We start from the raw sequence: 25,883 nt of genomic DNA, 5'->3' as shown, positions 1-25,883 counted from the left end.
TCGGAACTCACTCATGGGCATCTCTCAGTTCTCCACAGCTGTCCGTCCCTCTGTCTAGTCGGCTGGAAGTGAGAGGTCTCGGACTGTTGGAGAATGCTCCAGCCCGGATTCGAACCGGGGGCTCGGCCGTGAGAGGGCCGTGAGTTTGGCCGCTACTCCACTGGAGCGGGTTGGCCTCTCCTTGGAAGGGTCATCGGCCAGTGGGACGGGCAGGATTCGAACCTGCGTGTTCTCATTACAGGTGAGACGAAGGAACTCTCACCGTCGCACCGGCTCTCCGGTGAAAACTCGGCGAGAGTGTGTGAATGCCAGGCTCTTCCACCGTCCCGCAGTCTCCCCGGCACGACTCGAACGTGCGTCTCCTCCTCTACAGGGAGGCATCGTAGCCGCTAGACCACAGGGAGAAAATGTCGCCGGGAGGATTCGAACCTCGGAAGGACCTACGCCAGCGGGTCTGAACCGCTTCTCGTTGACCACTTGAGTACGGCGACGGAACGTTGAAGCGAGAATTTTCTCCCGGCACGATGGCCGGATGCCGCCACCAGGATTCGAACCTGGGAAGGACTAACCACACGGGTCTCGACCGTGTCCGTTCGACCACTCTGGCATGGCGGCGCAATTCGAGCATTGCCGGCGACTCTGCGAATCACTTCGGCACGCAGCGGCGGGAGAGCGATTTGAACACTCGTGTCCTTGCGGACGCTGCGGTTCCAACGCAGTCCCTTGACCAAGCTAGGGAAACCCCGCCAACGGTGAGATGGAGAGTCGAACTCCGAAGCCTCGCGGCTCTCGGTTTTACACCGAGCGCGGTCGCCTATCCGTATGTCTCACCATCTCCGTCGGAACTTGCTCCGACAAGCCCGCCTCGCGTTTCTCACCGGGACACCGGAAGACGCGCATCACTCAGCTTCTGACCCTCACTACCGAGGCGAATGTGCTCATCAGCATCCAGTCACAGCAGGGATGGATGGTGGTCACCTCGTTCCGTAGAAGTATGCGCCGTCCTCGGTGACGCAGATTTCCACGCTTCCAATCGTGTCGATAGACGTTGTTTCACCGAGCGGGACGTGACGGAACGCTTCCTCCTCGCAGGCAGGGCAGACATTCGTTATCATGACGCCGCGACCCGGATTCGAACCGGGAGACCGATAGCAGACGGCCACGGCATAGCAGGCCGCTGGGTTCCCCAATACCCAGTCGCGGCACAGTGAGCCGACGAGGATTCAAACCTCGGTCCTGTGCGCCCAAGGCACAGATCGTCGTCCGCTGGACCATCGGCTCACGGGACTGCCGAGCGTTCGGCAGTTGATTATCTATCTGTACGACTTTCCAACTGCGCAACCGCGACCGAGTAGTCGTGGTTGCGCGTCTCATCGCGGGGGCGTACTTCGGGTGTTCCCGGGAATACCACACCGGCTCATGTAGGTTGCAGACCCTGCTGGGCCCAGCATCGTCGGAACGATCCAGCTGATCGCACCAACGGGCTGCCTACCTCGATGGGTATCCCCACGTGGCCACGCCACGCATCCACGCCGACGCCGGGGTTTGAACCCGGATCACGGCCGTGACAGGACCGTATGCTCGCCGGATTACACCACGTCGGCATGTCGCCCCGGCCGGAATCGAACCGGCGACCTCCGGATTCAAAGTCCGGCGTCCCTCGCCAGCGGAGACTCCGGGGCTCGACGTAGCCGCAGCTCTCGCTGCGGGGCTGTTGGCTAACGACTTCCGTACGCTCAGCGCGGACGAAGTCCGCTCGCTCCTGTATCGAACGAACGGAAACCAAGCAGCCGCGAGCCTGGCACCTCGCACTCGCATCAGGCTGTGTCCTGAGCGAGTACTGGGCACAGGCAGGCGGCAATCCCGTGTTCCCCGACCCGTGACGGGTAGTCCGTATGGGGGCCGAGTTATGCGGGTGAGAGTGTCCGGACATCGCCGGATTGCGTCGAACTCTCGTATTCGAAGTCGACGTGGATCCGGCGGTTTATGCCCGGGCTCTTCGCACGCTGATCTTGTAGGCACTCGCCGAACACGGGACCCGCGGCTAAGCGAGAACGAGCACGCCGCGGGGTGAGGCGAGTGATAATCATCGTGTTGAACGCTCCCCGTTTGAGGGGTGTATCGGACGTCAGCTTTGAGTATCGTGCCAATGATATTAAAATTAGTTAGAGAGTGGGTAGCATACCCATAGTCGTGGACAGTCGAATGTCACACTCAGATTTTTGATTGAACCGTTTCACCCGTGTAGTTCCCACCACTAGCCGTTCTGGATGGGGTTTTGCCGTCTACTACACGGTAGATGGTTTTTTATTTGAGCAGGTAGATCTCATAGATATGAGCACGAGCGAACGCGATGAACGCGGACGATTCTCCGCGAAACACACCGACGACGAGGTTCTCGATGCCGTACAGAAACACGAACCCGCAGGGACAAGCGAGATTGCCGAAGAGTTAGGAATTGAGCGTCCCAGTGCTGATTACCGACTCCGGCAACTCAAAAACGAGGATAGGGTAGACAGTAAGATGATCGGGAACTCTCTCGCGTGGCGTCTCACCTCAGGAGTTGAAGCATGAGTACCGAATCTGACACCAACCACGACCTGCCGACAGGGACCACCATCACGCTCACCCGAGAGAGCAACTGGTGGGTCGCAAAGGACGAAGAGACAGATGTCGTCAGCCAAGGGAAGAGCCGCCAGGAGGCGCTTGAAAATCTCGACGAGGCGCTCCAAGGCTACCACGGCAAGGGCGAAGCACCAAGTGATACGGAACTCCGTGAGATGGGGATCGACCCTGAGCGAAATACATCCGGCTCTCTCGACGACTCGGAGATCTTCGAGTAGTCTCTCCTGATGTCGTATGCGCCATTCTCCGGGAGAGATGTCGTGAAAGTGATGGTCAACAGTGGGATTTACGAGTGGCAGCGTACGCGGGGTGACCACGCTATCCTTCGTTGGGAACCGCCTGAGGACCACGACGCCGAGGCTCGAACTGTGCCCGTCCCACTCCACGATGAAATCAGTGAGGGGACACTTCAAAAGATCGCCGACCAAGCAGGCGCAAAAGACTACCAGAAGTTCAAACGCTGGATCGATCAAAATCGGTGATGACGCCGCCAGTACCGCCGAAGAGGCTGTCGACACCCGAGTGAACGAGCCATACACGTACGAACCAGTCTCCTTCGACGCAGGCTCGGTGTCTGGACTTCTGTGGGAGATGTTGGACCCCCTCGCCACTCGCCTCACCATGCGGGATGGTCCGTGATCCCCCTAGTGTTCGTTCCTACCCGAACTCGTAGTCAGTGTCGCGGGCGTCGACGTACTCGGTGTTGCCCGTTCGATCCGGCACGTAACACGGACCGTGACTCGGCCCGTTGAAGACGGGCGCCTCAATATCGAGGCTGCTTCGACGATGAACCAGCAGCGGTAGCCGGTCACGCAAGTTTCGAATGAGTGGTTCCCGCCGTGCGTGGAGCGTGCCACTCGGCGGCCGGCGTTCGGTGAGCGGCGGGAGCCGGTCTTTAAAGAGGTCCTCTTCGGTCATGATCCGCACGTCGAGGCGCTGTGCTAACTGCCACGCACCCGCAGTGACGCGGCGGGCAACAGCAAGCACAGGCATTGCTCTCGCGAGAGCGGCGCGAAGCGCGATCGCTTCGACAGCGTCCCGCTGAACCGGCACTTGGTGCCAGTCTTTACACTCGACGACGAGGAAGTCGGTCGGATCCCCACGCAGTCTGTGCCGGCGGGCGATCACGTCGGTTTCGAGCCCGAAACAGTACTCGTTGCGGGCGGTCCTGTACCCCCACCGGTCGAGTGCGTCGGCCACCTGGGTTTCGAGCCACCGACCGTTGGTTGGATCGTGATCTGGCTCCTCGCCGTCGGGCGTGCCGACCGTGTCGATGTCGGCTGTGAACTCGAGGCTGTCGTCACTCATCGGTTGGATCCTCGATGGTGTCAGCCGCGGCTGCGCGTTCGGCTGCCTGTTCGAGCGCGGTCGCGACCGTTTGAGCCTCACTCGGCGTGAGCACGGCGTAGGTGACTTCGTGATCATCACCGAAGCCGAGGAGGACACGCGAGCCCTCGGTGACCTCGGTGCTGTCGGTGCTGACCTGGATGGACCCATCTGTTGCTGTCGGGCGGTCGTATCTGATGACGGTCTCCAGATCGAGTTGTTGGTCACTCATTGGGTGGTCTCCTCGGGTGAGAGCTGTTCGAGTGGCGCTGCGACTGCGGTCGTCGGATGGGGTGTGGCTGTCATTGTATCGCTGGTGTCGGCGTCTCGGGTATTTCGGTGGGTGTTGGTGCTGTGCGACGGACGACGGTCGTGAGCGGTGGCTATCGGACGCGTGGTGTGGGGAGTGGCCCCGCTGGGGGTGGCAGCACACAGGCCAGGCGGGGGTTGCTTCCACGTCTGCGGCTGGTCCTCCCGGTTGGCCTTGGGGAGTGGTTTCTGCTCGCAGGCTGTCGACGAGTGTCGGTACGTCACCAGCGGTGTTGTTGTGCCCCTGCTCGGTGGGAGCCACGCCGTCACGGGTGGCGTTCGCGACGTGGGTGTCGCTGTGGTCGTCCACCGACGATGGCCATCGACTTGGACGGGACGGACGCGATCGAGCTCGCGAACATCACCCAGTCGGCGCTCATAGCTACTCGCGGAGATGTCTGCGCGCTCGAGTATCTCCGAGCGGCCGAGCGGTTTGTCGGCGCGCAGGAGGGTGGCGTACAACTTGGTTGCCGTCGGGGTGAGGCTTGGGCGGAAGCGCTCCGGCGGGAGCGTGGCCGCCGCGCGCTCGACGTCGGCAGGGGTTGGACGGTGGGACTCGTTTCGCGCTTGCTGGAGGCTCTCCACGACGTCGTACGGACACGCTCGGTGGGTGTCCGCCGGGCCAAACGAGCGGAGACAGAGCCGCACGAGCCGCTGGCGCTCGCGGGGTGTCCACTGGATGTCGTGGGTCATCGCAATCTTCTCTAGCACCCGCCGGATGGCGGGGTAGGTCGTCGCGTCTCGAACGGGAATGGTGAGCGGTGGTGCGTCTTCAGTCCCCTCGGCAATTGCCTCGCGGACGGTGGTGAGTTCTCTTTGGAGGGTGGTGGTGATCTCCTCGTGGAGTTCGGTGATCGTTGGGCCCGCAATCACCCACGACATCGTGAGATCGAGACGATCAGTTGGGTCGACGTCGTAGGGGAGTCGCCGGCGCAATTTTGCGGGCCGATCTTCGAACAGCAGTCGGTACCCCGAGTGAATTCCATACGCTGATTGTTTGGGGACTGTCTTGGCGAGGAACTCACAGAAGTTCTGTCGGGTTGTGGGATTGCGAGCAAGCGCGGCCGTGTCTGGCACTCTGAGTGTGGTTGTGAGGTTGAGTCCGGCTGCCTGGTACAGTTGGGTTACAGAGGCGATGAGCCCGTGGAGATCTTCGAAGAGGTCGCTGCGAGCAGCGGTGTCATCACTGTCTGTGAGTTCAGCGAGGCGGGCGAGCAGCTGATCGCGAACGCTGGTGATTCGATCTCGCCAGGCGTGGTAGGTAGCCTCGTCGTCGCTGAACCACCCGACTTGATGGCCACGCTGGATGATGCGGGGTGTGTCCTCGGCTGAATTAGTGATGTTCTCGAATTTGTTGCCAAGCCGTGTTGGGGTGAGGATGTGTTCGAGTGCTTTCTCGCTCAGTAAGGCACTCGCGAGACGTCCCAACGTGGCTAACGGGCCACCCCACTGGAGCACAACGAGCGTTTCTGTATCGGTGTGGCTGAGATACGCGACACGGCCGTCCTCGAATGCGTCGAGTGGGTCGTCGACGAGCGTGATGCTGTCATCGGCAGCGACGGTGGCGAATCGCTGGTGGCGTTTGGTTGGGGAGCTGGCCTTAGGGTCGGTGAGCCACTGGACGTACTCGGCGTCGTCGGCTGTCTCGCCAGTTGCTGTGAGCCACTCCTCGGTGGTGAGGGCCCCCGGCCGGCGGGGCGACACTGTACTTGTGACTTCCTGAGGGGTCCCAGTAAGACGCTCTCCCAGTTGGCGCTGATCCGGGTGGATGAGCACCTGTGCGTGGTCAAGACACGCTTCGACGGCCGTCGTTCCCAACGCGGTGAGCTGGACGGTGTTCCGTTGGCCACGCCGATCGACCGTGACGAGGTCGCGTGCTTCGAGATCAAGGACATAGCGGCTGATGGTGCCTTCAGCGATGTCGAGTGTGGGCTCCTGAACGAGGTCAGCATACGAGCGCGCGTACTCGTCGGTGAGACACCCCAACAAGTGGCGTTTCGTTGGTTCCGTCTCGAGATCGCGGATGGCTGCCCACGCGTCGCCGACGCGTCGTGACTGCTGCTGGTGGTGGCCCGTAGTGGGGGACCGATCCCGACTGACAGTAAGATCGAGATGAGCCTCGGTCCACTGTGGATACCGCGCGCTGAGGTGTCGTTGGAGGGTGGGTGAGACACCGACCCGAACACAAAACCCGTGTGCGAGTACGGCGATCGTCGCGAGCGCGCGCACCCCGGTGCGGCGATCCTTGAGGCTGGTCCAGGCGGCCCCATCAAGCAAGAGTGTGATGACGCGTGGGTCGCTGTCGAGTTCTCGATGGAGTGCGACCGGGCCTTTTGTGAGTGCGCCAAGCCCAGCGTTGACGGGGCCACGACCGGTCCCGATGGACTCGACAGTATCGACGAGGTCAGCGTGGCGTTGCTGGTGGTACCTCGAGAGTTCCTCGGTTGTGTCGTAGGTGGTCGCGAGTGTCGTGATCGCGTGGGTGTACGCGACCGCCTCGGCGACGTCGTCGGTCCACGCGTCGTCGAAGGAGTTCCACCTGGGGTGGAGTCGCGAGCAGAGTGCGGTGCTTGTCCGCCACGAGCCGGTGGTGGAGTGGTTTCGGATTGTTGCTTTAGTGTGTGCTCTGAGTTCGGCGAGCAGGTCTGGAAGCCACTCTGTCCGTCGTGGTGTGACTGCTGAACAGACGAGTCCGTCTGTGGAGGTGGCTGTTTCGTCGGTGACGAGGTGGACCCCTCGTTCAGGGGTCGCAGGCTGGCGTGTCCGCACCAGCGATCACCGTGGGTTGGCTGCGGGGTGGCGTCGTTTGGGCCGCATTACTCCGAGCCTCCATCACGCGGACCACCATCAGCACGCGTCTGCTCGCGAACAGCGGTGAGCAGTGGTGTTGGTTCTTGGTGGGTGGTCTGGGTGGGCGTGCGTGGGGTTGTGGTATCTGGGTGGACGTGTGGCTCCGTGCGTGTGGTGGGGCTTGTGACGACGATGGTCGGCGCGAGAAGGACCCAGGTCGTTGATTGGGTGCGGGTGTTCGCACAGCTGCCGATGTGGCCAGTGACGACGAGTTCGCGAACACCGCGGGTGAAGACGGTTGGATGTTCGTGCGTGTCGTGGCCGCACATGAGATAGCCAATCTCGTAGGTGGGCTCGCCGGCTGGGCGGTACGCGTAGACGGTGATGTCGTCGCCTTCGTGGAACTGATCGCCACAGACTTGGCACCGCGGGTCGCTCGTTCCGAGCGCGATAAGTGTAAGGTGGCTGCGATCGGTCCGGAGGCTGTGTGAGTTATTCATTGCGGCCCTCTACAAGGTCCGCGTAGAACTCGCCGAACGCAGTTGCGCACGTGGAACAGAGTGGACCGTCGAAGGCGGCGTCATAGCCGTCTGCTGTCTGTTCACAAAGGCGACAGCCGTCGCTATTGGTATACAACTCCGTGGTTGTCTCGCAGGGCTTAAGCCCCGCAGTTGGGATCATTAGCATGGTTCTGTGGGTGGACACAGAACCCGTCCCGGCTGGGTGCTGGTACACCGCAGCTGGGGTTTCTACTGTATCTCGCGAGCCGATAGTTCGTCAGTCGGGCTCTGTAATTCTACTATTGATCTACTGTCTCATAAACACATCGATAGACCATAAATAAGCTATTAGGTTATTATAAGACTAGATGCTCACAAAAAGTAGGTTCGGTGAAATAAAGACTTAGTAATGAGATTATAGCCCTAATGCGAAAGAGTAGCTCATGGATGACACTCTGGGACGACCGAATTATGGAGGTTATTAGAGATGAGGGACCAAGCTCTGCTAGTGAGCTGGTAGATCACAAATACATCCATGTAAGTAAATCCACAATCTCTCGCCGTCTAAACAAACTGGCAGATAATGATCTGCTCGAGCGTCTTCCGAACGGAGTCTATAGCCTCACAAAAAACGGCGAACAATATCTTGATGGAGAATTAAATGTTGCAAAGCAAGAATTTCAGTCTAAATAGAAGTAGATCAACCAGACTCACTACTACCTCGTATTCGATGTTACCAAGTTCGCTGCTTCTCCGAAGCTGGTGGGACCATGAGGATCCAACTACTCGCGGGCGCTGGCCATCGCATGGACGTTTTTGTCGGTGATTGTCTCATCCGATTTTTGAGTGTAGATAAAATGCGGAGTGAATACTTCTTGACCACCTCTACCCTGAAGGACGTCGAATCTTACCATCGGATTTCCGCCGAGCATGGCGTTCACGATTCCAATCCGCACACGGAGAGAATCGGCAGCATTTCACATGCCCTGTTGAACGCAAGACAGCGTCGGGGTAGGATCGGTAACTCACGGTTTCACGGCGTTAAAGCACGGTTCTTACACTCAGAAGATGTAGTAGCTGCCGCTGACGGTGTTGCTCGAAGAGTCAAAACTATGCTATCTTACTCCCTTGATCAGATGACGACAGCGATGCCTCTCCCAAATATGTCCGGAGAAGGGGGAGCAGGTGGCGAGCCCTAACTCGCCGCCTGCGTTAGGTTATGGATGATGCACTTCCGCGTGAGCTCCCGGAGCTGGCACGGCCAGTTCCGGGAGCGTAGCTTCTCGCCGTCGTCTTCCTTCAACTGCGAGAAGCCGGTTTCACTCATCCAGCGCTGGTTGTAATCCTCATTCATCCGGGCGTTGTGAGCCTTCTGTAGCGGTGTTTGCTCTCTGTGCTTGATCAGTGGTCACGTTGAGTTGGAGCGACACTCCTCACGGAGATCGCTCCATGAGTAGTTCGTGTCGGCAGATAACACGCGCAGGTCTTCCGCGTTCCGGCGGAAGACCTGCATCCCAATATGACCGTCCCATGCCTTCTGCGTCGCGAAATGAACGTCCTTGATCGCTAGCGAATTCACGTCGATCAAGATCGTCGTCTTCATCGACTGAAACGAGAAGTCTGCGCGGTCGCGGTAGTGGTAGCTCGTTTGATCGCGTTGAAAGCCGCTTGCGTCAATTGCAGCTTCACCACTCCAGCCCGCCTGCTCCGCACTTCGGCGGAGCAGGCGGCGGAGTTCACGCATTCGGTACTCATTTTCCCACCGACAAAACGAGCTGTAGTGCGGTGCGTCGTCGAGATCAAACACGGCGAGGATGCCGGGCATTTCGTTAAGGTACTCTTCAGTCTCACGGAGACTCTTGTCGAGTTCGATGCGGTACAGGGTCAACGCGATCTGTACCCACTCGGCGTACCCGTCCGCGCCGTCCGGCGCGGCGGGTACGTCCGGATCATCAACATGCCGCTCTTGTGAAGTACATTGTTGGTGAGTCAAAGGACTTCTCGGATAATCTGTTTCAATGCTTCTCGACCCGGTTTGCGGAGGATTCGCCGCCGAAGCTGGAATGGTCTGAGATACGCTGTCAGTTTGTCCTTTGAGACGCCCCGATGCGGCGAGAGCCACCGTCGCGCCAGCGACGCGTGGCTCTCGCACGTGTTCACGTGCGCGTCTCCATCAACGTACTCGCCGTCACCGTGAATTACTGATTTTCGGTGGAAGCATTCGTCATCGTCGAGTGGATCGTAGGCCCGAAATCCGTCAGTATAGACGGTCAGCGACTCCTTCTCGCGGTTGTCGAGAAGGAGTCGCACAGTCGCTTCGTCGGCGGATTTCGCCGGGACGACGTATCGCTGACCGCTGCCGCGATCAACGAGCGTGAACACTGGCGGTTTGTCCCCCTCATACGTTCCTCGTCCGCGTTTCGAGAGGGCACGCGAGCGCGACTCTCGGTCGCGCTCGCGGCCTTTCTTCCCCGCAGAGACGTAGAACTCGTCAATCTCGACCGGGCCAACGAGGGAGATGGCTGGCGCGTCGAGCGTTCTGGCGAACTGCTCGACGCGCCGGCGAAGTGAGCGATACGAAACGTCAATTTCAGCGTCTAACTGGCGGATACTCGTGTTGAACCGGAGGAACGAGTAGAACGCGAACAAGAGCTTGTCGAGGCCGATCTTCGCGTGCGCGAAGATCGTGCCGGTCTTGTCGTTGAACGTGCGGTCGCAATCCTTACAGAGATACCGTTGATACTCTCGATAGCTGCCGTGTTTGATCACTGACTCAGACTGGCAGCGCGGGCAGTAGGGGCCCTCGCGCCAGCGAACCTGCTCCAGCAGGTTCGCGGCGCTCGCCTCTGAACTCAGCAATTCAAATGGGAACATTGCATTCGGGTGACGCGGACGCGTCACCCTTGCCCGCTACGCTTTCACAGCGCCAGCTCTACCCGACCAACAATCTGCTTCGGAAGAGCGTAGTTGATAATTCTCTCGTCATCGTTGGAACACAGTCAGGGGATTTGTATGCAATCGACCGCTCTACCGGGGATACAATCTGGTCAAAAAGCATCAGAAACAGCATTCAATTTATTACAATGACCCCATCCTATGTATTTGTCACAGATAGACAAAGTGGTCTCTATGGCTTTACTCGAACAACCGGTGAGCGTGTTCATAATTCAACCCGTGAGATCAGCGGGAGTGATATATCCTTTATAAACGGGCATTTGCTGATTGGCGGCGAACAGGCTATATATACAATCGAAGAATCCTGATTATGATTTATACAATGACTAGTGAGAAATGCGTAATCAGCGTATACAAAATACGCTCTATATTCAGCAGTTTGTTCCTGACAGATCTGCTCTGTTGAATCCGATGACGGCACCGGGATCATGATCTCTGGAGAAGTGATTATCTCGCTCTTCGTCGTCGACGAGTTGGAACGATCCACTGGTGATCTCAATCCTCACTCTCTCTGCCAAGATTCTATCTCTGAATTCTCTCGACAGCGCCCCTGAGTCGAGTACAGAGTAACCCGATCCCGACGCCTTCTGCGGATTCAACAAAGCAGGTGATGGGGCTTTGATGTGGACCCCCGGCAACCAGCCCCAGCAATAGGCTGCTAATCGCCAATACCTTCTCTCGAATTATTATATTTTATCTCACAGATTTTGTCAGCTGCCAAGGCGAATACCCCGAGGCTTGACCTCGGGGATGAAGCCGACAACTCGTGATACAAGACATTAAGTCAACATATCCATAATCAAGAGACAGCGATGGAACACAGTTACCGCTACCACGCCTACCCGACACAAGGGGTAGCGGAGCGACTGGAACACCATTTGAACGTTCATCGCCAACTCTACAACCACGTCCGCTGGGACTACGAGAACAGCCCAGAGGACGACAAACCGAGTGAATACGACCAGAACAACAAACTTCCCGGGTGGAAACGGCGGTGGAAGGTGTTCAGCCAGCTACACTCGAAGGCCGCCCAAGCTACTGTCTCCCGCTTCCACCGCAACCTCTCGAATCTTCGCAAGAAAAAAGAGAAAGGATACAACGTTGGCCGTCTCAAACGGCAATCACCTGTTGACTATCGGAGCGTGACGTACAACCAGAGTGGTTTCGACCTCGATGAAAAGAGGGGCCGTGACAGGTTCGCGTACGTCCGCTTCAGCAAGATCGGCTGGGTGAAAATCCGCTACCACCGACCGATTCCTGACCAAGCCATCATCAAAGAAGTCACGGTCAAAAAGGAGACGACCGGCGAGTGGTTCGTCTCCTTCGGACTGGAAATCGACGATGCTGAACTGCCCGAGAAATCTGACGTGGACTCGTTGGACGCGAGTAACAGCGTCGGAATTGACCTCGGTATTCAGAATTACATCCACACGTCGGACGGAAAGGCGGTGGACTGGCTCGACCTCGAAGACGAGTACGAGCGTCTTCAGCGTGAGCAACGCGAACTCTCACGGAAAGAGAAGGGGTCGAACAACTACGAGAAACAACGCCGGGAAGTGGCGAAGGTGAAGCGTCACATCAAGCGGAAGGTGCTGGACTACCAGCACAAGATAACGACGTGGCTCGTCCGCGAGTACGGCGCTGTATTCGTGGAGGACTTGGACGTGAAGGAGATGCTTGAACAGCCGCACAACGCCCGGAACAAGCAGGATGCAGCGTGGCGACAGTTCATCACACTCCTCGAATACAAGGCTAAGTTGTACGGTACTCACGTCATTCAAGTTGATGCCCGAGGAACAACGAAAGAGTGCGCCTCGTGTGGTGTGGAAACAGCGAAACCCATCTGGGTTCGGGAACACTCCTGTCCGAGTTGCGGGTTAAAGACGGATAGGGATGCGAACGCGGCAATGAACGTCTTGCAGCGAGGCTTTTCTGAATTAGGGCTGGGATGGCCCGAAGATACGCTCGTGGAGACTGTGACCGCTACGGACACGACTCAGATTGAGTCTGTGTCTGCAAGTCACGTCGTAGAAACGGGAAGCTTCGGGGCTTGACCCCGAGGCGATTCACACCGGCGTCTGTCCAAACGTACGTGACACATGGTCTCAGATCTCCATCCAAACAATACCGATGATATTCGATCTGATGTGTTTGAACATGGGTACTCAGCAAGCCAAGACGGAACTGGCTACGGTCTCTCGATCGTTTCTCAAATTGTCGCAGGTCACGGCTGGGAGATCTCAGTCACAGAGAGCTCTGAGGAGGGAGTTCGGTTCGAAATTCAGTGGTAACACAGCCGGTGAAACCTACCGGCAGCGACCACACCGTGCCCTGCCGTCGTCGAGCATGGGGCGTCTGGACCGGGCCGCTGACGGGGTCAGATCGCCCTACCGAGCCCACACGCCGTCGGTGAGGTCGATGGCGTCGTTCCACTTGCCGACCACGGTCGCGACGGCGAGGTCGCCGGTGACGTTGTTCATCGTCGCGATGCGGCCTAAGATCGGGTCGACGCCGGCGACGAAGCCGACGACCGCCAGCGGGAGGCCGACCTGACTCAACACGACGGTCAGCATGACGAGGCCGGCGCCGGGGACGCCGGCGGTCCCGATGCTGATCAGCACGGCGACGACCAACACGAGGAGCTGCTCGGTGAGCGCGAGGGGCTGTCCCACGGCGTTGGCGGCGAACATCACGGTGATCGCCTGCCGGATGGCGGCGCCGTCCATGTTGGCGGTGGCGCCGACGGGGAGCGCGAACGAGTACACCCGCTCTTCGATCCGGAGGTCCTCCTCGGCGTTCGTCATCGTCACCGGGAGCGTCCCGCTGGAGGAGCGCGTCGCGAAGGCGGTGAGCATCGCGTCCTTGGCGCCCCTGAGGAACGCGACGGGGGAGACGCCGGCGACGACGCGCATGAGCACGAACAGGTACGTGAACGCGATGTGGACGACGACCGCGACGCCGACCGCTAACACGAGCGCGCCGAGCGAGGAGAACACGCCGACGCCCTCGGTGCCGATACCGACCGCCATGAGGGCGAACACGCCGACGACCCCGTACTCTAACACGCCGCGGACGACCACGAACATCGCCTCGGCCCCGGTCTCGAACGCCCCGAAGACGCCGTCGACGCGGCCCTCGAGCTCCGGCTGTTGCGCCCGGACGTAGGTGAGGGCGACGCCGAACACGATCACGAAGAAGACCGTCGCGAGCAGGTTCCCCTCGGCCATCGCGGCCACCGGGTTGTTCGGGACGATGCCGAGGACGACCTCGGTCAGCGACGGCGGCGCCTGCGACTGCGGCTCGCCGCCCGTGAACTCCACGCCGCGACCCGGTTGCAGCAGGTTCGCGACCGCGAGCCCGATCAGCCCGGCGAGCGTCGTGGTCACGGCGTAGAGCCCGACCGTCGCGCCGCCGATCCGTCCGAGCTTCGCCGGCGAGAGCTGTCTGATCCCGGTGAGCAGCGTGAAGACGATGATCGGGACGACGAGCATGTTGAGCAGGCGCAAGAAGAGGTCGCCGAACGGCTCGACGACGGTCATCCGCTCGCCGAAGACCGCGCCGGCGAGCGATCCGAGGAGGAACGCGGCCGCGATGCGGTAGATGAGCGGTACCGATCGGTACCGACGCCACAGCGATCCGATGAGACTGGCCATGTCGACGGGTGGCGATCCGCGGGGGAAACCCCTGCGCTACGGACCACAACTGAAGCGATCTGTGACGCCGGTCTCGGGGCGCGGCGACGGGCGTTCGGCACCGCGAGCCGGTCCCCCGCGGGCGGCCGACGGCGGCGCGGACGGCGGCGTCGGCGGGAGCCGCGCGCTCGGCCGCCCCCGGTCGAACCCGGGGCGACGACGGGTCGACGACGCGTCCGCGACGCATCGGCCCGTCACCGAAACCGGCAAAATTGCGTGAGTCCGCTCGGCTCCCCGCGTCGCTCGGTTCGTCGCGGCGTCGGCGTCCCGTCTCCGCGTCATCGTACGATCTGCGGGCGGCCGACGGGTCGGTTTACGGGTTGTTTTCTGTCACAACTCGATTATTTCAATCTGAATAAACACACTTGTCGAGCGTTTCGTCCCGTGGTTCTCCGATCTGATACCGGATCGGGAACAGTTAACCCCCGGTGACGACGAGCCGACAGTAATGCGGACGACACGGCTCCGGGCCGCCGGGTCGCTGGGACTGCTCGCGGTCGTCGGGCTGGTCCCGCTCGGGTATCACCTGCGGTCGCTGGCGGCGATGAGCGACCCCGCCGCGATCGTGACCGGCGCGCTCGTGCCCGTCGCGTGCAGCGCGCTCGTCGTCGCCGCGACGGTTCCGATCGCCCGGTCGCCGCTCTCGCCGAGGCACACCCTTCGCGTCACCGCGTGGAGCGCGCTGGGGGCGGCGACGCTCGGGGCGGTCGCGCTGCTTTTCGTCACCTACGAGACGAGCCAGGGGCCGGCGCCCTCGGGGCCGGTCGTCGTCATCGCCGGCGCGGCGTCGGTCGGGTCGGTGTTCGGGCTGGCGTTCGGCGTGACCGACGCGGAGCAGCGCCGGGCGCAGGCGGAGGTCGAGCGCGCGAACGCGCAGCTCACCGTGTTGAACCGGGTGCTCCGGCACAACATCCGGAACGCGATGACGGTCGTCCGGGGGCGGGTCCGGCTGCTCGCCGCCCGCGGCGACGCGGACGCGGAGCACGTCGCCGTCGTCGAGGAGAACGTCGACCGGCTGCTGGCGGTCAGCGAGCACGCCCGTCACATCGACGCGGTGACCGGCCCCGACGGCGCCGACGAGGAAGTGGCGGCGGTCGTGGACCTCGTCGAGGTCGTCGAGGGGGTGATCGAGCGGCTCCGGGCCGAACACCCGGACGCCGCGTTCGACGCGCCCGTCGCGGAGGCGTGTCGGGTGCGGGCGCACCCGCTCACCGAGGTCGTCGCGTCGGAGGTGATCGAGAACGCGGTGGTCCACAACGAGGGCGGCGCGACGCGGGTCTCGGTCTCGGTCCGGCTGATCGACGGCGACGCCGCGCTCCGGGTCGCCGACGACGGTCCCGGCATCCCCGCGGAGACGGTCGAGACGATCCGGCGGGGCTACGAGACCGCGATGCGGCACGCCGACGGGCTCGGGCTGTGGCTCGTGCGGTGGGTGGTCGACCGGTCCGACGCCGCCCTCGCGTTCGAGTCGACCGCCGAGGGACAGGTCGTCGAGGTCCGGTTCGAGCGCGTCGCGGAGACGGCGGGGGTGCCCGCGGGCGACGAGGGGGACGCCCCCGTCGGGGCGGGCGGGAAGGGTGACGTGGAGGGCGGCAAGGGCGGAACGGTCGCCTGACGGCGGCGGTGGCGGCGGTGGTCCCGCCGCCGAGACAGACGGAGAGGCTTGCCCGAACTGGAGCCCCTTTCAGTCGGTCGGGCAAACGCCGAGGGGATGACCGCGCTGGACCGGATCGAGCGGGTGGGTGAGTTCACCAGAACGCTGCCGTCGGTGACATCGCAGTCCATTTATATATTGTCAACCGTACGTACGGCTAATGCTCTCCGGGTGGCAGTATCGGCTGCGAAGCGTTGGTGGTGTCGCAGCCATTACTGCGTTTGCCGTTGCAATTGTCAATAGCTCCGCGTCACACACCCTTCTCACACAACTTCCGGTGGTTGGTCGACTTACCGCGGATGCACCGATGGGGGCCGAACTGGTGTTTGAGATGGCGACGACGGTCGTCATCGTTACCGGTGCGTTTCTCCCGCTATACAAGCCACGACCGCGGCGCATTCTCGATACGGTGGCGCTCACACAAAAGCGGGTCATGGTTGCGATGCTGACGCTCGCTGCGATCGGATACTTTGATTATACGTATCGACTGCCGAGGACGACGCTCATCGCGATTACGCCATTGCTACTCGTCATGCTGCCTGCATGGTTCGTGTGGATTCGACAGCGACCGAACGGTGACGCCGAGCGTGCGATCATCGTCGGAGATGATCCGAGTTCGATTGATGAGCTTGCAAATGATATCGATATCCCACTTCTAGGGTATCTCTGTCCCACGAACGCCTACAGGACTACTGGATCGCCGAATCCGGTAGCAGCTGTTGCCGATGGAGGCTTTCAGCTAAACGGGCTAGATCGGCTAGGCGGTCTCTCCCGAATCGAGGATGTCCTTGTTGAGTACGATATTGACACCGTCGTGTTAACCTTTGAGCACACAGACCGGGCAGAGTTCTTCGGCGTACTCGATGCGTGTTACGAGCACGGCGTCGATGTCCTCGTCCATCGTGATCACGCCGATCAGGTGTTAAGTGCTGACACTAATGTTGGGACCCTCGTCACCGTCGACATAGAACCGTGGGACATCCAAGACCATATTCTCAAACGTGGCTTTGACCTTCTGTTCTCATTGGTTGGGTTAGTGGTGTTGAGTCCCATCATCTGTGCTATAGTGGTGGCGATCAAACTAGATGATGGTGGGTCGATCTTGTACAGCCAAGAGCGCACTGCGGTGTTTGGTGAGACGTTCGAGGTGTACAAGTTCAGATCAATGGTCGAAAACGCCGAGGATGAGACGGGTGCGACGATCAGCGACGAAGATAATGGTGGGATTGATCCACGTGTTACTCGTGTTGGACGCGTGTTGCGTCAGACCCATCTTGATGAGGTCCCCCAGCTGTGGGCTGTGTTGAAGGGCGATATGAGTGTGGTTGGCCCGCGCCCTGAACGGCCAGAGTTGGATTTGGATATCCAGTCGGGGGTTGTAGACTGGCGAAAACGCTGGTTCGTAAAGCCTGGCCTGACTGGATTGGCACAGGTAAACGATGTGACTGGTGCTGAGCCAGATGAGAAACTTCGGTACGATCTTCAATATGTAAAATATCAGTCATTTACATATGATATGAAGCTGGTTGTGCGGCAGATCTGGAAGGTGATGGTAGACGTACTGCAAACGGTTCGGTGATCTCGATCAGAAATCATACCGGATTTAGGGGTGGGTTGTGAGCAGTCAGTATGGAAATGCCAACAGATCAGTCGGTACTGGTGACTGGCGGTGCTGGGTTTATCGGGAGCCACCTCGTTGACGCACTCGTCGCGGATAATGACGTTGTTGTCCTCGATAATCTCTCGAGTGGGCGCCGTGAGTGGGTTGACGACCGGGCGACATTGATTGCAGCGGATCTACACAATGCCCAAGCCGTTGATCAAGCTGTTGACGGCGTTGATTATATTTTCCATGAGGCTGCTAATGTAAGTGTTGAGCACTCTGTCGACGCTCCTGTGGAGAGTCATGAAACGAACGTTGATGCGACGCTACGATTACTTGAACACGCCCGTAATGAAGATGCTCGATTCATCTACGCGTCAAGTGCAGCAGTCTACGGCACACCAGAGTCTATTCCGATCGATGAATCGGATCCAAAGCAGCCAACGTCCCCGTACGGTCTTGAAAAGCACAGTGCAGACGAGTACTGCAGATTATATCACGAAATCTACGGTGTTGAGACAATTGCTCTCCGATATTTCAATGTTTACGGACCACGTCAGCGTGGCGGTCAGTACAGCGGCGTAATCGATATTTTTCTCGATCAGGCACGTCGCGAAGAGGATCTTACCATCCACGGCGACGGTAAACAGACACGTGACTTCGTCCATGTAGACGATGTTGTTACCGCAAATTGCCTTGCTGCGACACACGGAGTCCCTGGGGAGGCGTACAATATTGGAACGGGAAGCAGTATCACAATCAAAGACCTTGCTCAGTTAGTCGTGGACACATTCGAGACAAACTCAAGCGTTACTCATATTGACGCCCGTGACGGCGATATTGAGCAGAGTTGTCCGTCAATACGAAAAGCCCAGCGTGAGTTAGGGTTTGAACCCACTCAGTCGCTCAATAGCAAATTAGAAGCACTGTGGTGAGTTATGGGCAATCGGACCAATTAGTCATCAGATCCAACTACACTCTGCTCTGATTGATCCTCTGTACCCCCAGTGAGGCGCTGTTCCGCTTCATCACGATCCTCGGGATAGCCGACGTCGATGCGCCAGCCGTCGAGGCCGATGGCGTCGATGGTGCGGCCCGACTGGATGAGTAGATCCACCGCATCGCTGATCTCGTACTCGTCGCGGTTCGAGGGCTGGACGAGGTGACAGGCGTGGAAGATGGCGGGCGAGAACGTGTAGAAGCCGGTCATCACTAGGTTGCTCGGCGGGTCCTCGGGTTTCTCGACGACGTCGGTGATTTCGCCGTACTGGTTGGTGTCACAGACGCCGTACCGAGACGCGTCTTCCCACGGGACTTCCTCGACGAGGAACGCCGCGTCCGCGCGGTCTTCACGCTGGCGACGAACCACGTCTTGGAGATTCGCCTGAAAGATGTTGTCGCCGAGGATGAGCATGAAGTCGTCGTCGATGTGTTCCTCGACCGTCAGGAGGGCGTGGGCGAGCCCCTTCTGTTCGCGCTGGTGGGTGTAGGTGATCGGGACGCCGTCGTACTCGTCGCCGTAGTGGTCGATGATCACCTCCTTCATGTAGCCGACAACGACGATGAGTTCGTCCGCACCGAGATCGATGAGCTGATCGAAGCAGTGGGTGATGAGGGGTTTCCCGTCGACCTCGACCATCCCCTTGGGCGTGTCTTCCGTGAGCGGACGGAGGCGGGTACCCTCACCAGCTGCGAGTACAACTGCCTTCATGATACGACAGTTCCGTTCAGCCAATCATAAGGATTCTGCCTTTACGTACCGGATGGTCTTACTGTATACACTATTTGACGTGTCCAACTGAAGCCGGTGGGTTCTCCGCTGTACCGGTGGTCTGTGTACTCCACAGAAAGTATTTACCGTGGCTCTCGGCACAAACTGTCATGAATCTCCGAGCGTTGGTCGGCAAGCCACACACTCGGTGAGACGGTCCGTGCGACCGCCCTTCCGGGGCCGTAGCGGGCTGTACTCTGGTGTGTTCCTACCCATGAACGACGACGAACTCCTCCGCCGAGAACTCCGCGGCGCTCGTGAAGAACTCGTCCGCAAACGCGCACGACAGTCGGATGACCTGCCAGCATCGGAGAGTCACCTCCCGTTAATGCCGGAGCGGGACGAGGCGTTCCTTCGTCTCGCACTGATGAGCGTCGAGGATCTCGAAACGCACATCGATCGACTCGAACGCGATCTCGCTGACCTGAAAGATGGTATCGACCGGCCGGATTCGGAGCTCGAATGAGCACGTCGAACACAAATGAACCTCTCTGAAAATACGATCTACCGACACGACGAACTCGAAGAAGTGCTCGTGCTTGGCGTCCACCACATCTTCGAAACGTACGATCTGGACTCGGCAGATGGCCGTCTTCGATCGAGAGTCGTCCGCTACACTGCGGAGTGGGACGATTACGGTCCGATGCCGTCGAGTGTCCGTACCACGCCGGTCGATGAGTTTCGGACGGCTGTTGGCGACGCCGTTCGAACGTGGGAGGGTGTTGAGTGGCCACCGAACGATGATACCTGGCCGCTCACAATACTCTGCCACTAGCCGATGAAAGTCTACTCCAAAATTCCACGTTACAAGCCCCGATGAATCGTGAAGAGATCCAAACTCACAGACAGCCAAGAGGACGATACTGAATTCACGAGGACCGCTCGAATGGTAGTCGCAGTCGTCGGTTCGAACATTCTCATCGACTATGTGAATACAAGGTGAGGTGTTTCTGTGAACTCGCCCACCTCTGTGGGCGACAGCTACCTACCGCAGCATCGGCAGCAGCACATCGCTCTACCTCGTGTCGCCAGCAGCAGTTCCGTGTCAAATCCCCGGACGGGGTGGTTACAGCAGCACTAGTTACCGACTGAGATAGTAGTTGTCGTCAAAGTAGTGAGTGCGCTGGGGGCTGTGAGAAAGACAGGAGGGACCCAACGAACAGTCGGATCGAAACGAATTGCCCACCCAGGATGAAGGGACACAGCCACCGGCGGCTGAAGCGCACTGAAGACCCCTCGTTTCAGATTGGATCCGGACTGGCGATGGCCACCAGCAGTACTCTCCGATCACCATGACTCGACGACGACACCAGTCGACGAGACACTGAATACAGTCAGACCCACAACCCGTAACCGGAGTCACGCACACTAAACAGAAACTACTGGTCACTACGAACTCAAAATACGTCCCCGACTGCGGGTCAAGCCAACTGGACCGTCCTAAGACTCGGTAGTACGGGGCCGAAGTTGTCGTGCGCTCATCTTGACTGACGTTCCCACGTAGACACCCTTGTTCTGCGACGACGCTTATGGGTCTCCATCCATGATGCGAACTGGATCGATACGACGGCGACCAATGGTACCGCAACTGTCCGGCGCGACGATCGCGGTGCGATACGACCCCACTAGTTGGCTCTGGCCTCCCGGCTGTCGGTCAGGACTCGATCCGAGTATCGACGCTGCTACCGCTGTCTCGCGACGGCGTCCGAGCAGCTACACTGCTTACTCTCCTCCCGAAAGCATGTCAGAAAATAGGTGTATCGGGTAGGGATGCGACCTACTGAGCATCCACTCTACCGTCTTGATTGAGACCCGGCGTGCGGTCGAATCCCCCCATTGATATCTCTCTTTCCACAGCGGCCGCCAGTCGGGTACTGATTCTCGGGTCCCCCCTGAATTGGTAGTCATACGCAGTGCGTTATCACCGCTGTATTTGGGAACCATATCTACTATATTAGTCGGAATCTGCTGCTGCTGTGTCGCCGCCTGCATGCGATTTGTGGTGCTGCTGGTGCGGTAGCAAGTACTGCCGAACAGGGTGCTGCTGCTGGTGGTGCGGTCCGACTCCTGGCGGCTCGGTGGCGGTTCCCTACGGACTGTTCACTGACCCTCAAGACTCTGACTGGACCGCTCTGAGATGGGACCGCTCGCTTGGAGTCGATGCTGGTCGCACACGGGCCCTGCTGGCTCTGTGTTTCAGTCTCGATCTTGTAACAGAAACCAGATATTTTGAGGTAGCGTCTTCGTCAGTTGTGTACTCGCCAGTGGGGGTGACGGTTACTCCGACTCGGACGGCGGATACCGCCACTGGCGACGGTCGTCGATGTGGTAGTCGACGCGATCGCGATCAAGATCGAACTCGAGCCCGTAGGGATCAATCGTCCGCACCCAGGTACAGAGCCGTGGAAACACCTGGTCGATCCCAAGCGGATCAGCGTCCGTTGGGACGGTGTACTCGTCGAGAAATCGGTCGACGACCGCCTCGGTAAATGACGGTGACCGATACCGGGGATTATGTTCCGTCACCCACGTTGGATGGTGACGATACTCTTTGAATCCACGGGTCGTTGGCGTCAGGATGGTTCCATGATACAGCCCGGTTGCGAGAAACGCCGGCGCAACGGGCGCTGGAAGTGGCGCCCACGCCGCTGCGAGGTCGTCTGCCGTTTGGAACTCCGTGCGATGGTCGCCGTCGGCATCACGGACGACGTACGCGTCGTCACCGCGGCGACTGGTCGGGAGCGAGGCGACGAGAGTTTCGGCTGTCCACGGCTGGGCCCACTCTCTGAGCCGCTTTTCACCGCTCCACAACTCGAGCGCGCCATCAGGCCTGAGCCACCACGTTGGCGGGTCAGCCGACCGTGGGAACATTGCCATTGTTCCATCGGCTCTAATCGTCTCTGAAGCCGTATACAGCCGCACTCCCTCCGGTGTTGTCTCCCGAATTGGCTGGGCCAACAGCCTGGCGACGCGGGCGGCCGTCTCGTCGGTGTCGACAAGGATGTACGCGGTCGTCTCCTTGCGAGCGGCGGTACTGACGAGCGCAATGAGATCCCCGGCAGCGAGCGTCTCGTCGGTGACGATACTGACTGGCCGTGCGAGGCCCGGGCGGACAAGTTCGACTGTAGCAGCAGGGAACCAGCGCGGATCTTGAATCTTCCCCCGTGTCTGTAACCACCTGACTGCAGCTTTAGTGTGGTCGTCGGTGGCGTCGATATCGAGCGAATCGAGTGGGTCGGGTGTCGGTGTCGTTCGATCCGCCGTTGCTCCGGGGACCGTCCCCGGTGCCTCGCGGAGCACGGATTCAACACTGTAGGTGAACGGGTCCCAGCCAGCGCGTCGTGGCCATCGATCCCGGTCGTAGTAGGCGGGCACGTGCGCGAGAAACGCTGGCAGCGTCTCGGCGTCGACTGTCAGCCACGGATCGACGTCGAGGGAGCTGTATGCGCGCTGTCGGGACGGGGGTGGCGTTCGGTCTCGTAAGGCATCGAACGCCTCGGAACTGCGGGCGAGTCGGCGGCGGCTGTCTGGTCGGTGGGTCTCGTCGCGCTCAAGCGCACGGAGTTTGTCGGTGTCGAGATACAGCCGCGGCGTCTCATGGCTCTCGCCGAGCACGGGCGCGTCTGCGGACACACTCCACGTTCCGTCAATCGGCAGGCGCCATGACGACGTGATCGCGTCGTCGGTGAAATACGTCGCCGGATCGATGGTGCCGTCATCGAGCGTGGCGGCGTAGTCGCTGTCGCTCACCCACTGGCGGTCAGGATCGTATAGTGCTGCGCGGAGTGTTACTTCTCGTTTGGAGCCCGCGTTTCTGACGAGAATCCGAATCACGTGTGCGAGCTCGGTGTCGATGAGCGTCTCAAGATACCCCTGGAGCGCCGTTTGCGGTGGGGATAGCTCCGGGTCTCGGGTGGAGCGAGTCGTTTCTGTGTCCGTCGTGTCTGGGCCGAGAAGACACGCCGTTAGTGCGGGAGCCGGTCCTAGTTTGGTTGCGTCAACGATCTCAAACCCAATCTCTTGTGGGAGCGCTTCTTGAGCGGTCCGGATGAGCGGGTAGTTCGCTTCGAGTGTTCGGTTCCCTGCCGCCAACAGCAGCTCTTGTGATTGTGCGCCGGTGTGGATGGTCACTTCGGCCAGATCATCCGGCTGGCTGGTCGCGGTGTACACTGCCCGGGCGAGATCATCACGTAGTGGCGTCGTTCGGCGCTCATCAGCGATGTCGACACCCGGCCAGCGAAGTCGCAGGAAGGTTCGGTGTACGGACATAGGTAAAAATCGGTGCCAGCGGTTACAGCGGGAGATCAGCGTCAGCGTCGACGCCAGCGAGATGCGGCGAGACGAGCCCGCGGGGGAACACCCAGCCGTAGCCGACGAGTGCTTTCTTTCCGCGCGTGTCTTTCCGGTCGATCTCATCGGGGAGCCCTTTGCTGAACCACCCCGTGTTCGGAGCGTCTTTGCTGGTACACCACCGGTAGACTCCCATCATCGTCGAATGACACTTGTTGACGAGGAGTTCGGTGTCGGGCCTTTCGGTGAGGAACGCGTCTGCGACCTTGCTTCCGAATTGATCGTACCGGTCCATTTTACCCCCGGCGCGTTCCCACTCGGGTGTGGCATTATATTCCACGAAGTCACCGCTGTCTTCGCTTTCCGCACCCGTCTCGTACATGATCGTCACGTACTGGAGATAGCTGATGTCGATCGGGACGTGAGGCGTTGTGACCCGGCTCCACTCTCGTTTGAACGCCGTTCTGCTCTCGTAGGTCAGCGTCTCACCGTCACGGGTGGTGACGATGTATGTACCGTCTTCTTTCCGCGCTGTCGCACAGCCGTGGTCGACCTCAGTGAGATCCGCGTCAGCCGGACACCGGGTGACGGTCTCGCCGTCGATGACGTAGACGAGCATCCCATCGGGTGTGAGACACCACGTTGACTCCGATTCGGCTGTGACGAGCATTTGCCCGTCGATTTCGGGGAGTGCGTCTCCCTGATACGTTTGGACGCCGTGTTCAGTTTGCTCGTTATACGTTGCATAGACGATATCGTAGACGCGGTCAGCGGCCGATTCGCTTTTACAGACGAGAATGACGTGGCGGTCCGCAGCGATCGCGCGTTCGACGTTCGTGAGAATGTTCGCTGGCTTGGACTCGTTTTTGTACTCCGGTTCAACATTAACCACGTCGCTGTCGACCTGCTTTTCGAGGGTATTGATATAGCCCTCATCCGTGGTGAGCTCCTGATCCGGCAGTGACTCCCCATCTTGTTTGACACGGCTGATCTCGTCGCCGCGGGCACGCGCAAACGTCATGAACCTGTCGCCGAGTTCCAGATGGCCATCAGTTCCATCGGTCTGGTGTCGCTGTTCAGCGTCGACGGTCGGTCCGGGCGCCTCCCAGTCCGTTTGGACGTCGATGTCGCGTACCGAACGCGGCGTAAACTCCGGCGCTTCTCGGACCGGCGAATACGTCCACGGATCGATATCGTAGTAGTGCGCGTACCGTTTCGTGAAGTAGCTAATTGCCGCCGGTGGGATCCAGAACCGGCCGTAGTACCCGTGATCTTCTGCTGCTTGTTTCCAGCCAGTTGAGCCGTTGAGCAGTCGTGGAAAATCAGGATGGCCCAGTACAACTTCTTTTAACTTCTCGATTTTGCGCCGGTGTTGGAATTTCGTATCATACCGTTTTCGCATCGCGTCTCTGATACTGACCGTGTGGGCGGTCTGTCCGTTGACCTGCTGGTCGTATTTGATGTGAAGGTAGTCTTCGATGTCGATGTTGTAATTCGACGTGAGGCCGATCGATTTAAACAGCCGACCGAAGTCCTCGGATGCCCCCTCTTTGACGAGTCGGGCGAGTCCACGATCCCCTTGGTATGTGTGGTCGGACGATAGTGCTGCGAGCCGAGACGTGATGTAGTTTTTCCCGTCATCGGGTTCAGCGATGAGCTGGTGAACGAACGGCTCACGCGCGTGCGTGAGTGCGTCGTAGGTCTGCTCCATCATCTCCGCATTGACTTTGCCAACGCCAGCGAGTTCTTCGGCGTCCTCGTTGACAAGCCGGCATGTGGCGGTCGGTCCACCGGTCGCGATCGGGTCAAGGTCGAGATCGCCCACCTCGACATTGTACACGTCGGGGAAGCTATCGGTTATTTTCTCGTGGGCGACGTCGAGAACGTTTTGGATCACCCGCTCGTCGAAGTCAGTGATATCAGCCTGGATCGCGCGGCCATCGACGAAGTGCGGACTGATATGGAACGCATGACACAGCACCGCCGCCGTATCCACATCCGTACGCGATACCGGCCGCGGGTACGTTAGTACTTCAATCGGCGCGTCTATCTTCTTGATGAGCTCGGTGATTGCCTCCGCGATTTCATCACCCGTCTCGTGTATGAGTTTGTCTCTGTACACAGGATCGACCGGTGGTGTTGCGTGAATCGTATCCTGTCTCACGCGCCCGCTTAGGAGCTCGGGGATCCACAGTTCGGGGCGCGTTTCATGTCGATTGAACAGCTGTTCGACGGTGTCCGTTGAGAGTGTTTGCTGGCTCATACGGGCCACCTCCGGTGTGACCGGTAGTCGGTTCGTCGTGCCATGGTGTGTCCACGACAGGTCGTTGGTTCGTACATCCTGCGCTGGGCACTGACGGGGGGATTA

At 59.7% G+C, this 25,883-nt stretch carries 22 protein-coding genes, 9 tRNA genes and 1 pseudogene; 13 read left to right on the top strand and 19 right to left on the bottom strand.

The window, feature by feature from the left end; translation table 11 throughout:
• Window positions 1-94: 94 nt before the first annotated feature.
• The 10 genes from ESO89_RS07395 to ESO89_RS07355 form a co-directional block, all read right to left on the bottom strand.
• A tRNA-Glu gene (locus tag ESO89_RS07395) sits at window positions 95-167 on the bottom strand.
• A gap of 34 nt (window positions 168-201) precedes the next feature.
• Window positions 202-328: transfer RNA gene (locus ESO89_RS18495), tRNA-Thr, on the bottom strand.
• A gap of 4 nt (window positions 329-332) precedes the next feature.
• A tRNA-Tyr gene (locus ESO89_RS07385) sits at window positions 333-404 on the bottom strand.
• Window positions 405-408: 4 nt separating this feature from the next.
• Window positions 409-491 (bottom strand) — tRNA-Leu (locus tag ESO89_RS07380).
• 42 nt (window positions 492-533) lie between these two features.
• A tRNA-Leu gene (locus ESO89_RS07375) sits at window positions 534-615 on the bottom strand.
• A 47-nt stretch (window positions 616-662) separates the two neighbouring features.
• Window positions 663-748: transfer RNA gene (locus tag ESO89_RS07370), tRNA-Ser, on the bottom strand.
• Window positions 749-974: 226 nt separating this feature from the next.
• Window positions 975-1,115, bottom strand: coding sequence for a hypothetical protein (locus tag ESO89_RS18765; RefSeq protein ID WP_206731738.1), 141 nt, complete (start codon window positions 1,113-1,115; stop codon window positions 975-977).
• 2 nt (window positions 1,116-1,117) lie between these two features.
• Window positions 1,118-1,204 (bottom strand) — tRNA-Ser (locus ESO89_RS18490).
• A 326-nt stretch (window positions 1,205-1,530) separates the two neighbouring features.
• Window positions 1,531-1,604 (bottom strand) — tRNA-Asp (locus ESO89_RS07360).
• A 3-nt stretch (window positions 1,605-1,607) separates the two neighbouring features.
• Window positions 1,608-1,683: transfer RNA gene (locus ESO89_RS07355), tRNA-Gln, on the bottom strand.
• 651 nt (window positions 1,684-2,334) lie between these two features.
• On the opposite strand from ESO89_RS07355, the gene ESO89_RS07350 reads away from it, so the two are divergent.
• From ESO89_RS07350 to ESO89_RS07340, 3 genes are read left to right on the top strand one after another with little or no spacing between them, the layout of a single operon-like run.
• Window positions 2,335-2,574: a helix-turn-helix domain-containing protein gene (locus ESO89_RS07350; RefSeq protein WP_128904908.1), complete on the top strand. Its 240-nt coding sequence runs from the start codon at window positions 2,335-2,337 to the stop codon at window positions 2,572-2,574.
• On the top strand, window positions 2,571-2,843 hold the full coding sequence (locus ESO89_RS07345; RefSeq protein WP_164932764.1) for a type II toxin-antitoxin system HicB family antitoxin: 273 nt from the start codon (window positions 2,571-2,573) through the stop codon (window positions 2,841-2,843). Before ESO89_RS07350 ends, ESO89_RS07345 begins: the two co-directional genes overlap by 4 nt.
• A 9-nt stretch (window positions 2,844-2,852) precedes the next feature.
• Window positions 2,853-3,107 carry a type II toxin-antitoxin system HicA family toxin gene (locus tag ESO89_RS07340; protein WP_128904907.1) on the top strand — a complete coding sequence of 85 codons (255 nt, stop codon included), beginning with the start codon at window positions 2,853-2,855 and terminating at the stop codon, window positions 3,105-3,107.
• Window positions 3,108-3,282: 175 nt separating this feature from the next.
• On the opposite strand, the gene ESO89_RS18485 is transcribed toward ESO89_RS07340, so the two are convergent.
• The 3 genes from ESO89_RS18485 to ESO89_RS07325 are packed head-to-tail and all read right to left on the bottom strand — an operon-like array spanning window position 3,283 to window position 7,029.
• The gene (locus ESO89_RS18485; RefSeq protein WP_164932763.1) at window positions 3,283-3,933 is read right to left on the bottom strand and encodes a restriction endonuclease; all 651 of its coding nucleotides are present in this window, start codon (window positions 3,931-3,933) and stop codon (window positions 3,283-3,285) included.
• Window positions 3,926-4,183, bottom strand: coding sequence for a hypothetical protein (locus tag ESO89_RS07330; protein ID WP_128904906.1), 258 nt, complete (start codon window positions 4,181-4,183; stop codon window positions 3,926-3,928). Before ESO89_RS07330 ends, ESO89_RS18485 begins: the two co-directional genes overlap by 8 nt.
• The gene (locus ESO89_RS07325; RefSeq protein ID WP_128904905.1) at window positions 4,180-7,029 is read right to left on the bottom strand and encodes a plasmid replication protein RepH; all 2,850 of its coding nucleotides are present in this window, start codon (window positions 7,027-7,029) and stop codon (window positions 4,180-4,182) included. Before ESO89_RS07325 ends, ESO89_RS07330 begins: the two co-directional genes overlap by 4 nt.
• 275 nt (window positions 7,030-7,304) lie before the next feature.
• Here ESO89_RS07325 and ESO89_RS18480 point away from each other — a divergent pair, with 275 nt between their 5' ends.
• Together ESO89_RS18480 and ESO89_RS07315 are read left to right on the top strand one after the other, a co-directional pair.
• On the top strand, window positions 7,305-7,541 hold the full coding sequence (locus ESO89_RS18480; protein ID WP_164932762.1) for a hypothetical protein: 237 nt from the start codon (window positions 7,305-7,307) through the stop codon (window positions 7,539-7,541).
• A gap of 435 nt (window positions 7,542-7,976) precedes the next feature.
• The gene (locus ESO89_RS07315) at window positions 7,977-8,243 is read left to right on the top strand and encodes a MarR family transcriptional regulator (RefSeq protein WP_128904904.1); all 267 of its coding nucleotides are present in this window, start codon (window positions 7,977-7,979) and stop codon (window positions 8,241-8,243) included.
• 502 nt (window positions 8,244-8,745) lie between these two features.
• On the opposite strand, the pseudogene ESO89_RS07310 reads toward ESO89_RS07315, so the two are convergent.
• Window positions 8,746-9,543: pseudogene (locus ESO89_RS07310) on the bottom strand (IS5 family transposase).
• Window positions 9,540-10,424: an IS1595 family transposase gene (locus tag ESO89_RS07305; protein ID WP_128904903.1), complete on the bottom strand. Its 885-nt coding sequence runs from the start codon at window positions 10,422-10,424 to the stop codon at window positions 9,540-9,542. The pseudogene ESO89_RS07310 and the gene ESO89_RS07305 overlap by 4 nt, the downstream one beginning before the upstream one ends.
• On the opposite strand from ESO89_RS07305, the gene ESO89_RS19375 reads away from it, so the two are divergent.
• The 3 genes from ESO89_RS19375 to ESO89_RS07290 all read left to right on the top strand — a co-directional run bounded on the left by ESO89_RS19375 (window position 10,415) and on the right by ESO89_RS07290 (window position 12,796).
• The gene (locus ESO89_RS19375; protein ID WP_128904902.1) at window positions 10,415-10,813 is read left to right on the top strand and encodes an outer membrane protein assembly factor BamB family protein; all 399 of its coding nucleotides are present in this window, start codon (window positions 10,415-10,417) and stop codon (window positions 10,811-10,813) included. The genes ESO89_RS07305 and ESO89_RS19375 overlap by 10 nt on opposite strands.
• A gap of 504 nt (window positions 10,814-11,317) precedes the next feature.
• Window positions 11,318-12,559 carry an RNA-guided endonuclease InsQ/TnpB family protein gene (locus tag ESO89_RS07295; protein ID WP_128904901.1) on the top strand — a complete coding sequence of 414 codons (1,242 nt, stop codon included), beginning with the start codon at window positions 11,318-11,320 and terminating at the stop codon, window positions 12,557-12,559.
• Between the two features lie 45 nt (window positions 12,560-12,604).
• Window positions 12,605-12,796 (top strand): ATP-binding protein, encoded by a 192-nt coding sequence (locus ESO89_RS07290; RefSeq protein ID WP_128904900.1) that lies wholly within the window; start codon window positions 12,605-12,607, stop codon window positions 12,794-12,796.
• Between the two features lie 96 nt (window positions 12,797-12,892).
• Here ESO89_RS07290 and ESO89_RS07285 read toward each other — a convergent pair whose 3' ends face one another.
• Window positions 12,893-14,158 carry a dicarboxylate/amino acid:cation symporter gene (locus ESO89_RS07285; protein WP_128904899.1) on the bottom strand — a complete coding sequence of 422 codons (1,266 nt, stop codon included), beginning with the start codon at window positions 14,156-14,158 and terminating at the stop codon, window positions 12,893-12,895.
• 487 nt (window positions 14,159-14,645) lie between these two features.
• Between ESO89_RS07285 and ESO89_RS07280 the strand changes: the two genes are divergently transcribed.
• From ESO89_RS07280 to ESO89_RS07270, 3 genes are all read left to right on the top strand, one after another.
• Complete coding sequence (locus tag ESO89_RS07280) at window positions 14,646-15,812, top strand: sensor histidine kinase (protein WP_128904898.1); 1,167 nt, start codon at window positions 14,646-14,648, stop codon at window positions 15,810-15,812.
• Window positions 15,813-16,011: 199 nt separating this feature from the next.
• Complete coding sequence (locus ESO89_RS07275) at window positions 16,012-17,430, top strand: sugar transferase (RefSeq protein ID WP_128904897.1); 1,419 nt, start codon at window positions 16,012-16,014, stop codon at window positions 17,428-17,430.
• Between the two features lie 50 nt (window positions 17,431-17,480).
• On the top strand, window positions 17,481-18,389 hold the full coding sequence (locus ESO89_RS07270) for an NAD-dependent epimerase/dehydratase family protein (RefSeq protein ID WP_128904896.1): 909 nt from the start codon (window positions 17,481-17,483) through the stop codon (window positions 18,387-18,389).
• A gap of 20 nt (window positions 18,390-18,409) precedes the next feature.
• Here ESO89_RS07270 and aglF read toward each other — a convergent pair whose 3' ends face one another.
• On the bottom strand, window positions 18,410-19,165 hold the full coding sequence (gene aglF, locus ESO89_RS07265) for a UTP--glucose-1-phosphate uridylyltransferase AglF (RefSeq protein WP_128904895.1): 756 nt from the start codon (window positions 19,163-19,165) through the stop codon (window positions 18,410-18,412).
• A 274-nt stretch (window positions 19,166-19,439) separates the two neighbouring features.
• Here aglF and ESO89_RS07260 point away from each other — a divergent pair, with 274 nt between their 5' ends.
• Window positions 19,440-19,691, top strand: a complete 252-nt coding sequence (locus ESO89_RS07260) for a hypothetical protein (RefSeq protein WP_128904894.1) — start codon at window positions 19,440-19,442, stop codon at window positions 19,689-19,691.
• Between the two features lie 15 nt (window positions 19,692-19,706).
• Window positions 19,707-20,000: a hypothetical protein gene (locus tag ESO89_RS07255; protein ID WP_128904893.1), complete on the top strand. Its 294-nt coding sequence runs from the start codon at window positions 19,707-19,709 to the stop codon at window positions 19,998-20,000.
• A gap of 1,502 nt (window positions 20,001-21,502) precedes the next feature.
• Here ESO89_RS07255 and ESO89_RS07250 read toward each other — a convergent pair.
• Entirely contained in the window at window positions 21,503-23,494 is a 1,992-nt protein-coding gene (locus ESO89_RS07250) for a hypothetical protein (protein ID WP_241686155.1), read from the bottom strand.
• 22 nt (window positions 23,495-23,516) lie between these two features.
• The gene (locus tag ESO89_RS07245; RefSeq protein ID WP_128904892.1) at window positions 23,517-25,778 is read right to left on the bottom strand and encodes a hypothetical protein; all 2,262 of its coding nucleotides are present in this window, start codon (window positions 25,776-25,778) and stop codon (window positions 23,517-23,519) included.
• Between the last annotated feature and the right edge of the window lie 105 nt (window positions 25,779-25,883).

Origin of the sequence: Halorubrum amylolyticum (assembly GCF_004114995.1) — an archaeon.
GTDB classification, from domain to species: domain Archaea; phylum Halobacteriota; class Halobacteria; order Halobacteriales; family Haloferacaceae; genus Halorubrum; species Halorubrum amylolyticum.
Note: the sequence above shows the minus strand (reverse complement) of the source record. Positions and strands in the feature narration are given on the sequence as shown.

Excerpts from the sequence above, each read along its gene's own strand:
- ESO89_RS07245 (WP_128904892.1), bottom strand. The coding sequence starts at position 25,778 with ATGAGCCAGCAAACACTCTCAACGGACACCGTCGAACAGCTGTTCAAT.
- ESO89_RS07350 (WP_128904908.1), top strand. The coding sequence starts at position 2,335 with ATGAGCACGAGCGAACGCGATGAACGCGGACGATTCTCCGCGAAACAC.
- ESO89_RS07255 (WP_128904893.1), top strand. The coding sequence starts at position 19,707 with ATGAACCTCTCTGAAAATACGATCTACCGACACGACGAACTCGAAGAA.
- ESO89_RS07280 (WP_128904898.1), top strand. The coding sequence starts at position 14,646 with ATGCGGACGACACGGCTCCGGGCCGCCGGGTCGCTGGGACTGCTCGCG.
- ESO89_RS07290 (WP_128904900.1), top strand. The coding sequence starts at position 12,605 with ATGGTCTCAGATCTCCATCCAAACAATACCGATGATATTCGATCTGAT.
- ESO89_RS07330 (WP_128904906.1), bottom strand. The coding sequence starts at position 4,183 with ATGAGTGACCAACAACTCGATCTGGAGACCGTCATCAGATACGACCGC.
- aglF (WP_128904895.1), bottom strand. The coding sequence starts at position 19,165 with ATGAAGGCAGTTGTACTCGCAGCTGGTGAGGGTACCCGCCTCCGTCCG.
- ESO89_RS18765 (WP_206731738.1), bottom strand. The coding sequence starts at position 1,115 with ATGATAACGAATGTCTGCCCTGCCTGCGAGGAGGAAGCGTTCCGTCAC.
- ESO89_RS19375 (WP_128904902.1), top strand. The coding sequence starts at position 10,415 with ATGGGAACATTGCATTCGGGTGACGCGGACGCGTCACCCTTGCCCGCT.
- ESO89_RS07315 (WP_128904904.1), top strand. The coding sequence starts at position 7,977 with ATGCGAAAGAGTAGCTCATGGATGACACTCTGGGACGACCGAATTATG.
- ESO89_RS18485 (WP_164932763.1), bottom strand. The coding sequence starts at position 3,933 with ATGAGTGACGACAGCCTCGAGTTCACAGCCGACATCGACACGGTCGGC.
- ESO89_RS07250 (WP_241686155.1), bottom strand. The coding sequence starts at position 23,494 with ATGTCCGTACACCGAACCTTCCTGCGACTTCGCTGGCCGGGTGTCGAC.
- ESO89_RS07275 (WP_128904897.1), top strand. The coding sequence starts at position 16,012 with ATGCTCTCCGGGTGGCAGTATCGGCTGCGAAGCGTTGGTGGTGTCGCA.
- ESO89_RS07340 (WP_128904907.1), top strand. The coding sequence starts at position 2,853 with ATGTCGTATGCGCCATTCTCCGGGAGAGATGTCGTGAAAGTGATGGTC.
- ESO89_RS07345 (WP_164932764.1), top strand. The coding sequence starts at position 2,571 with ATGAGTACCGAATCTGACACCAACCACGACCTGCCGACAGGGACCACC.
- ESO89_RS07260 (WP_128904894.1), top strand. The coding sequence starts at position 19,440 with ATGAACGACGACGAACTCCTCCGCCGAGAACTCCGCGGCGCTCGTGAA.
- ESO89_RS07270 (WP_128904896.1), top strand. The coding sequence starts at position 17,481 with ATGGAAATGCCAACAGATCAGTCGGTACTGGTGACTGGCGGTGCTGGG.
- ESO89_RS07285 (WP_128904899.1), bottom strand. The coding sequence starts at position 14,158 with ATGGCCAGTCTCATCGGATCGCTGTGGCGTCGGTACCGATCGGTACCG.
- ESO89_RS07295 (WP_128904901.1), top strand. The coding sequence starts at position 11,318 with ATGGAACACAGTTACCGCTACCACGCCTACCCGACACAAGGGGTAGCG.
- ESO89_RS07305 (WP_128904903.1), bottom strand. The coding sequence starts at position 10,424 with ATGTTCCCATTTGAATTGCTGAGTTCAGAGGCGAGCGCCGCGAACCTG.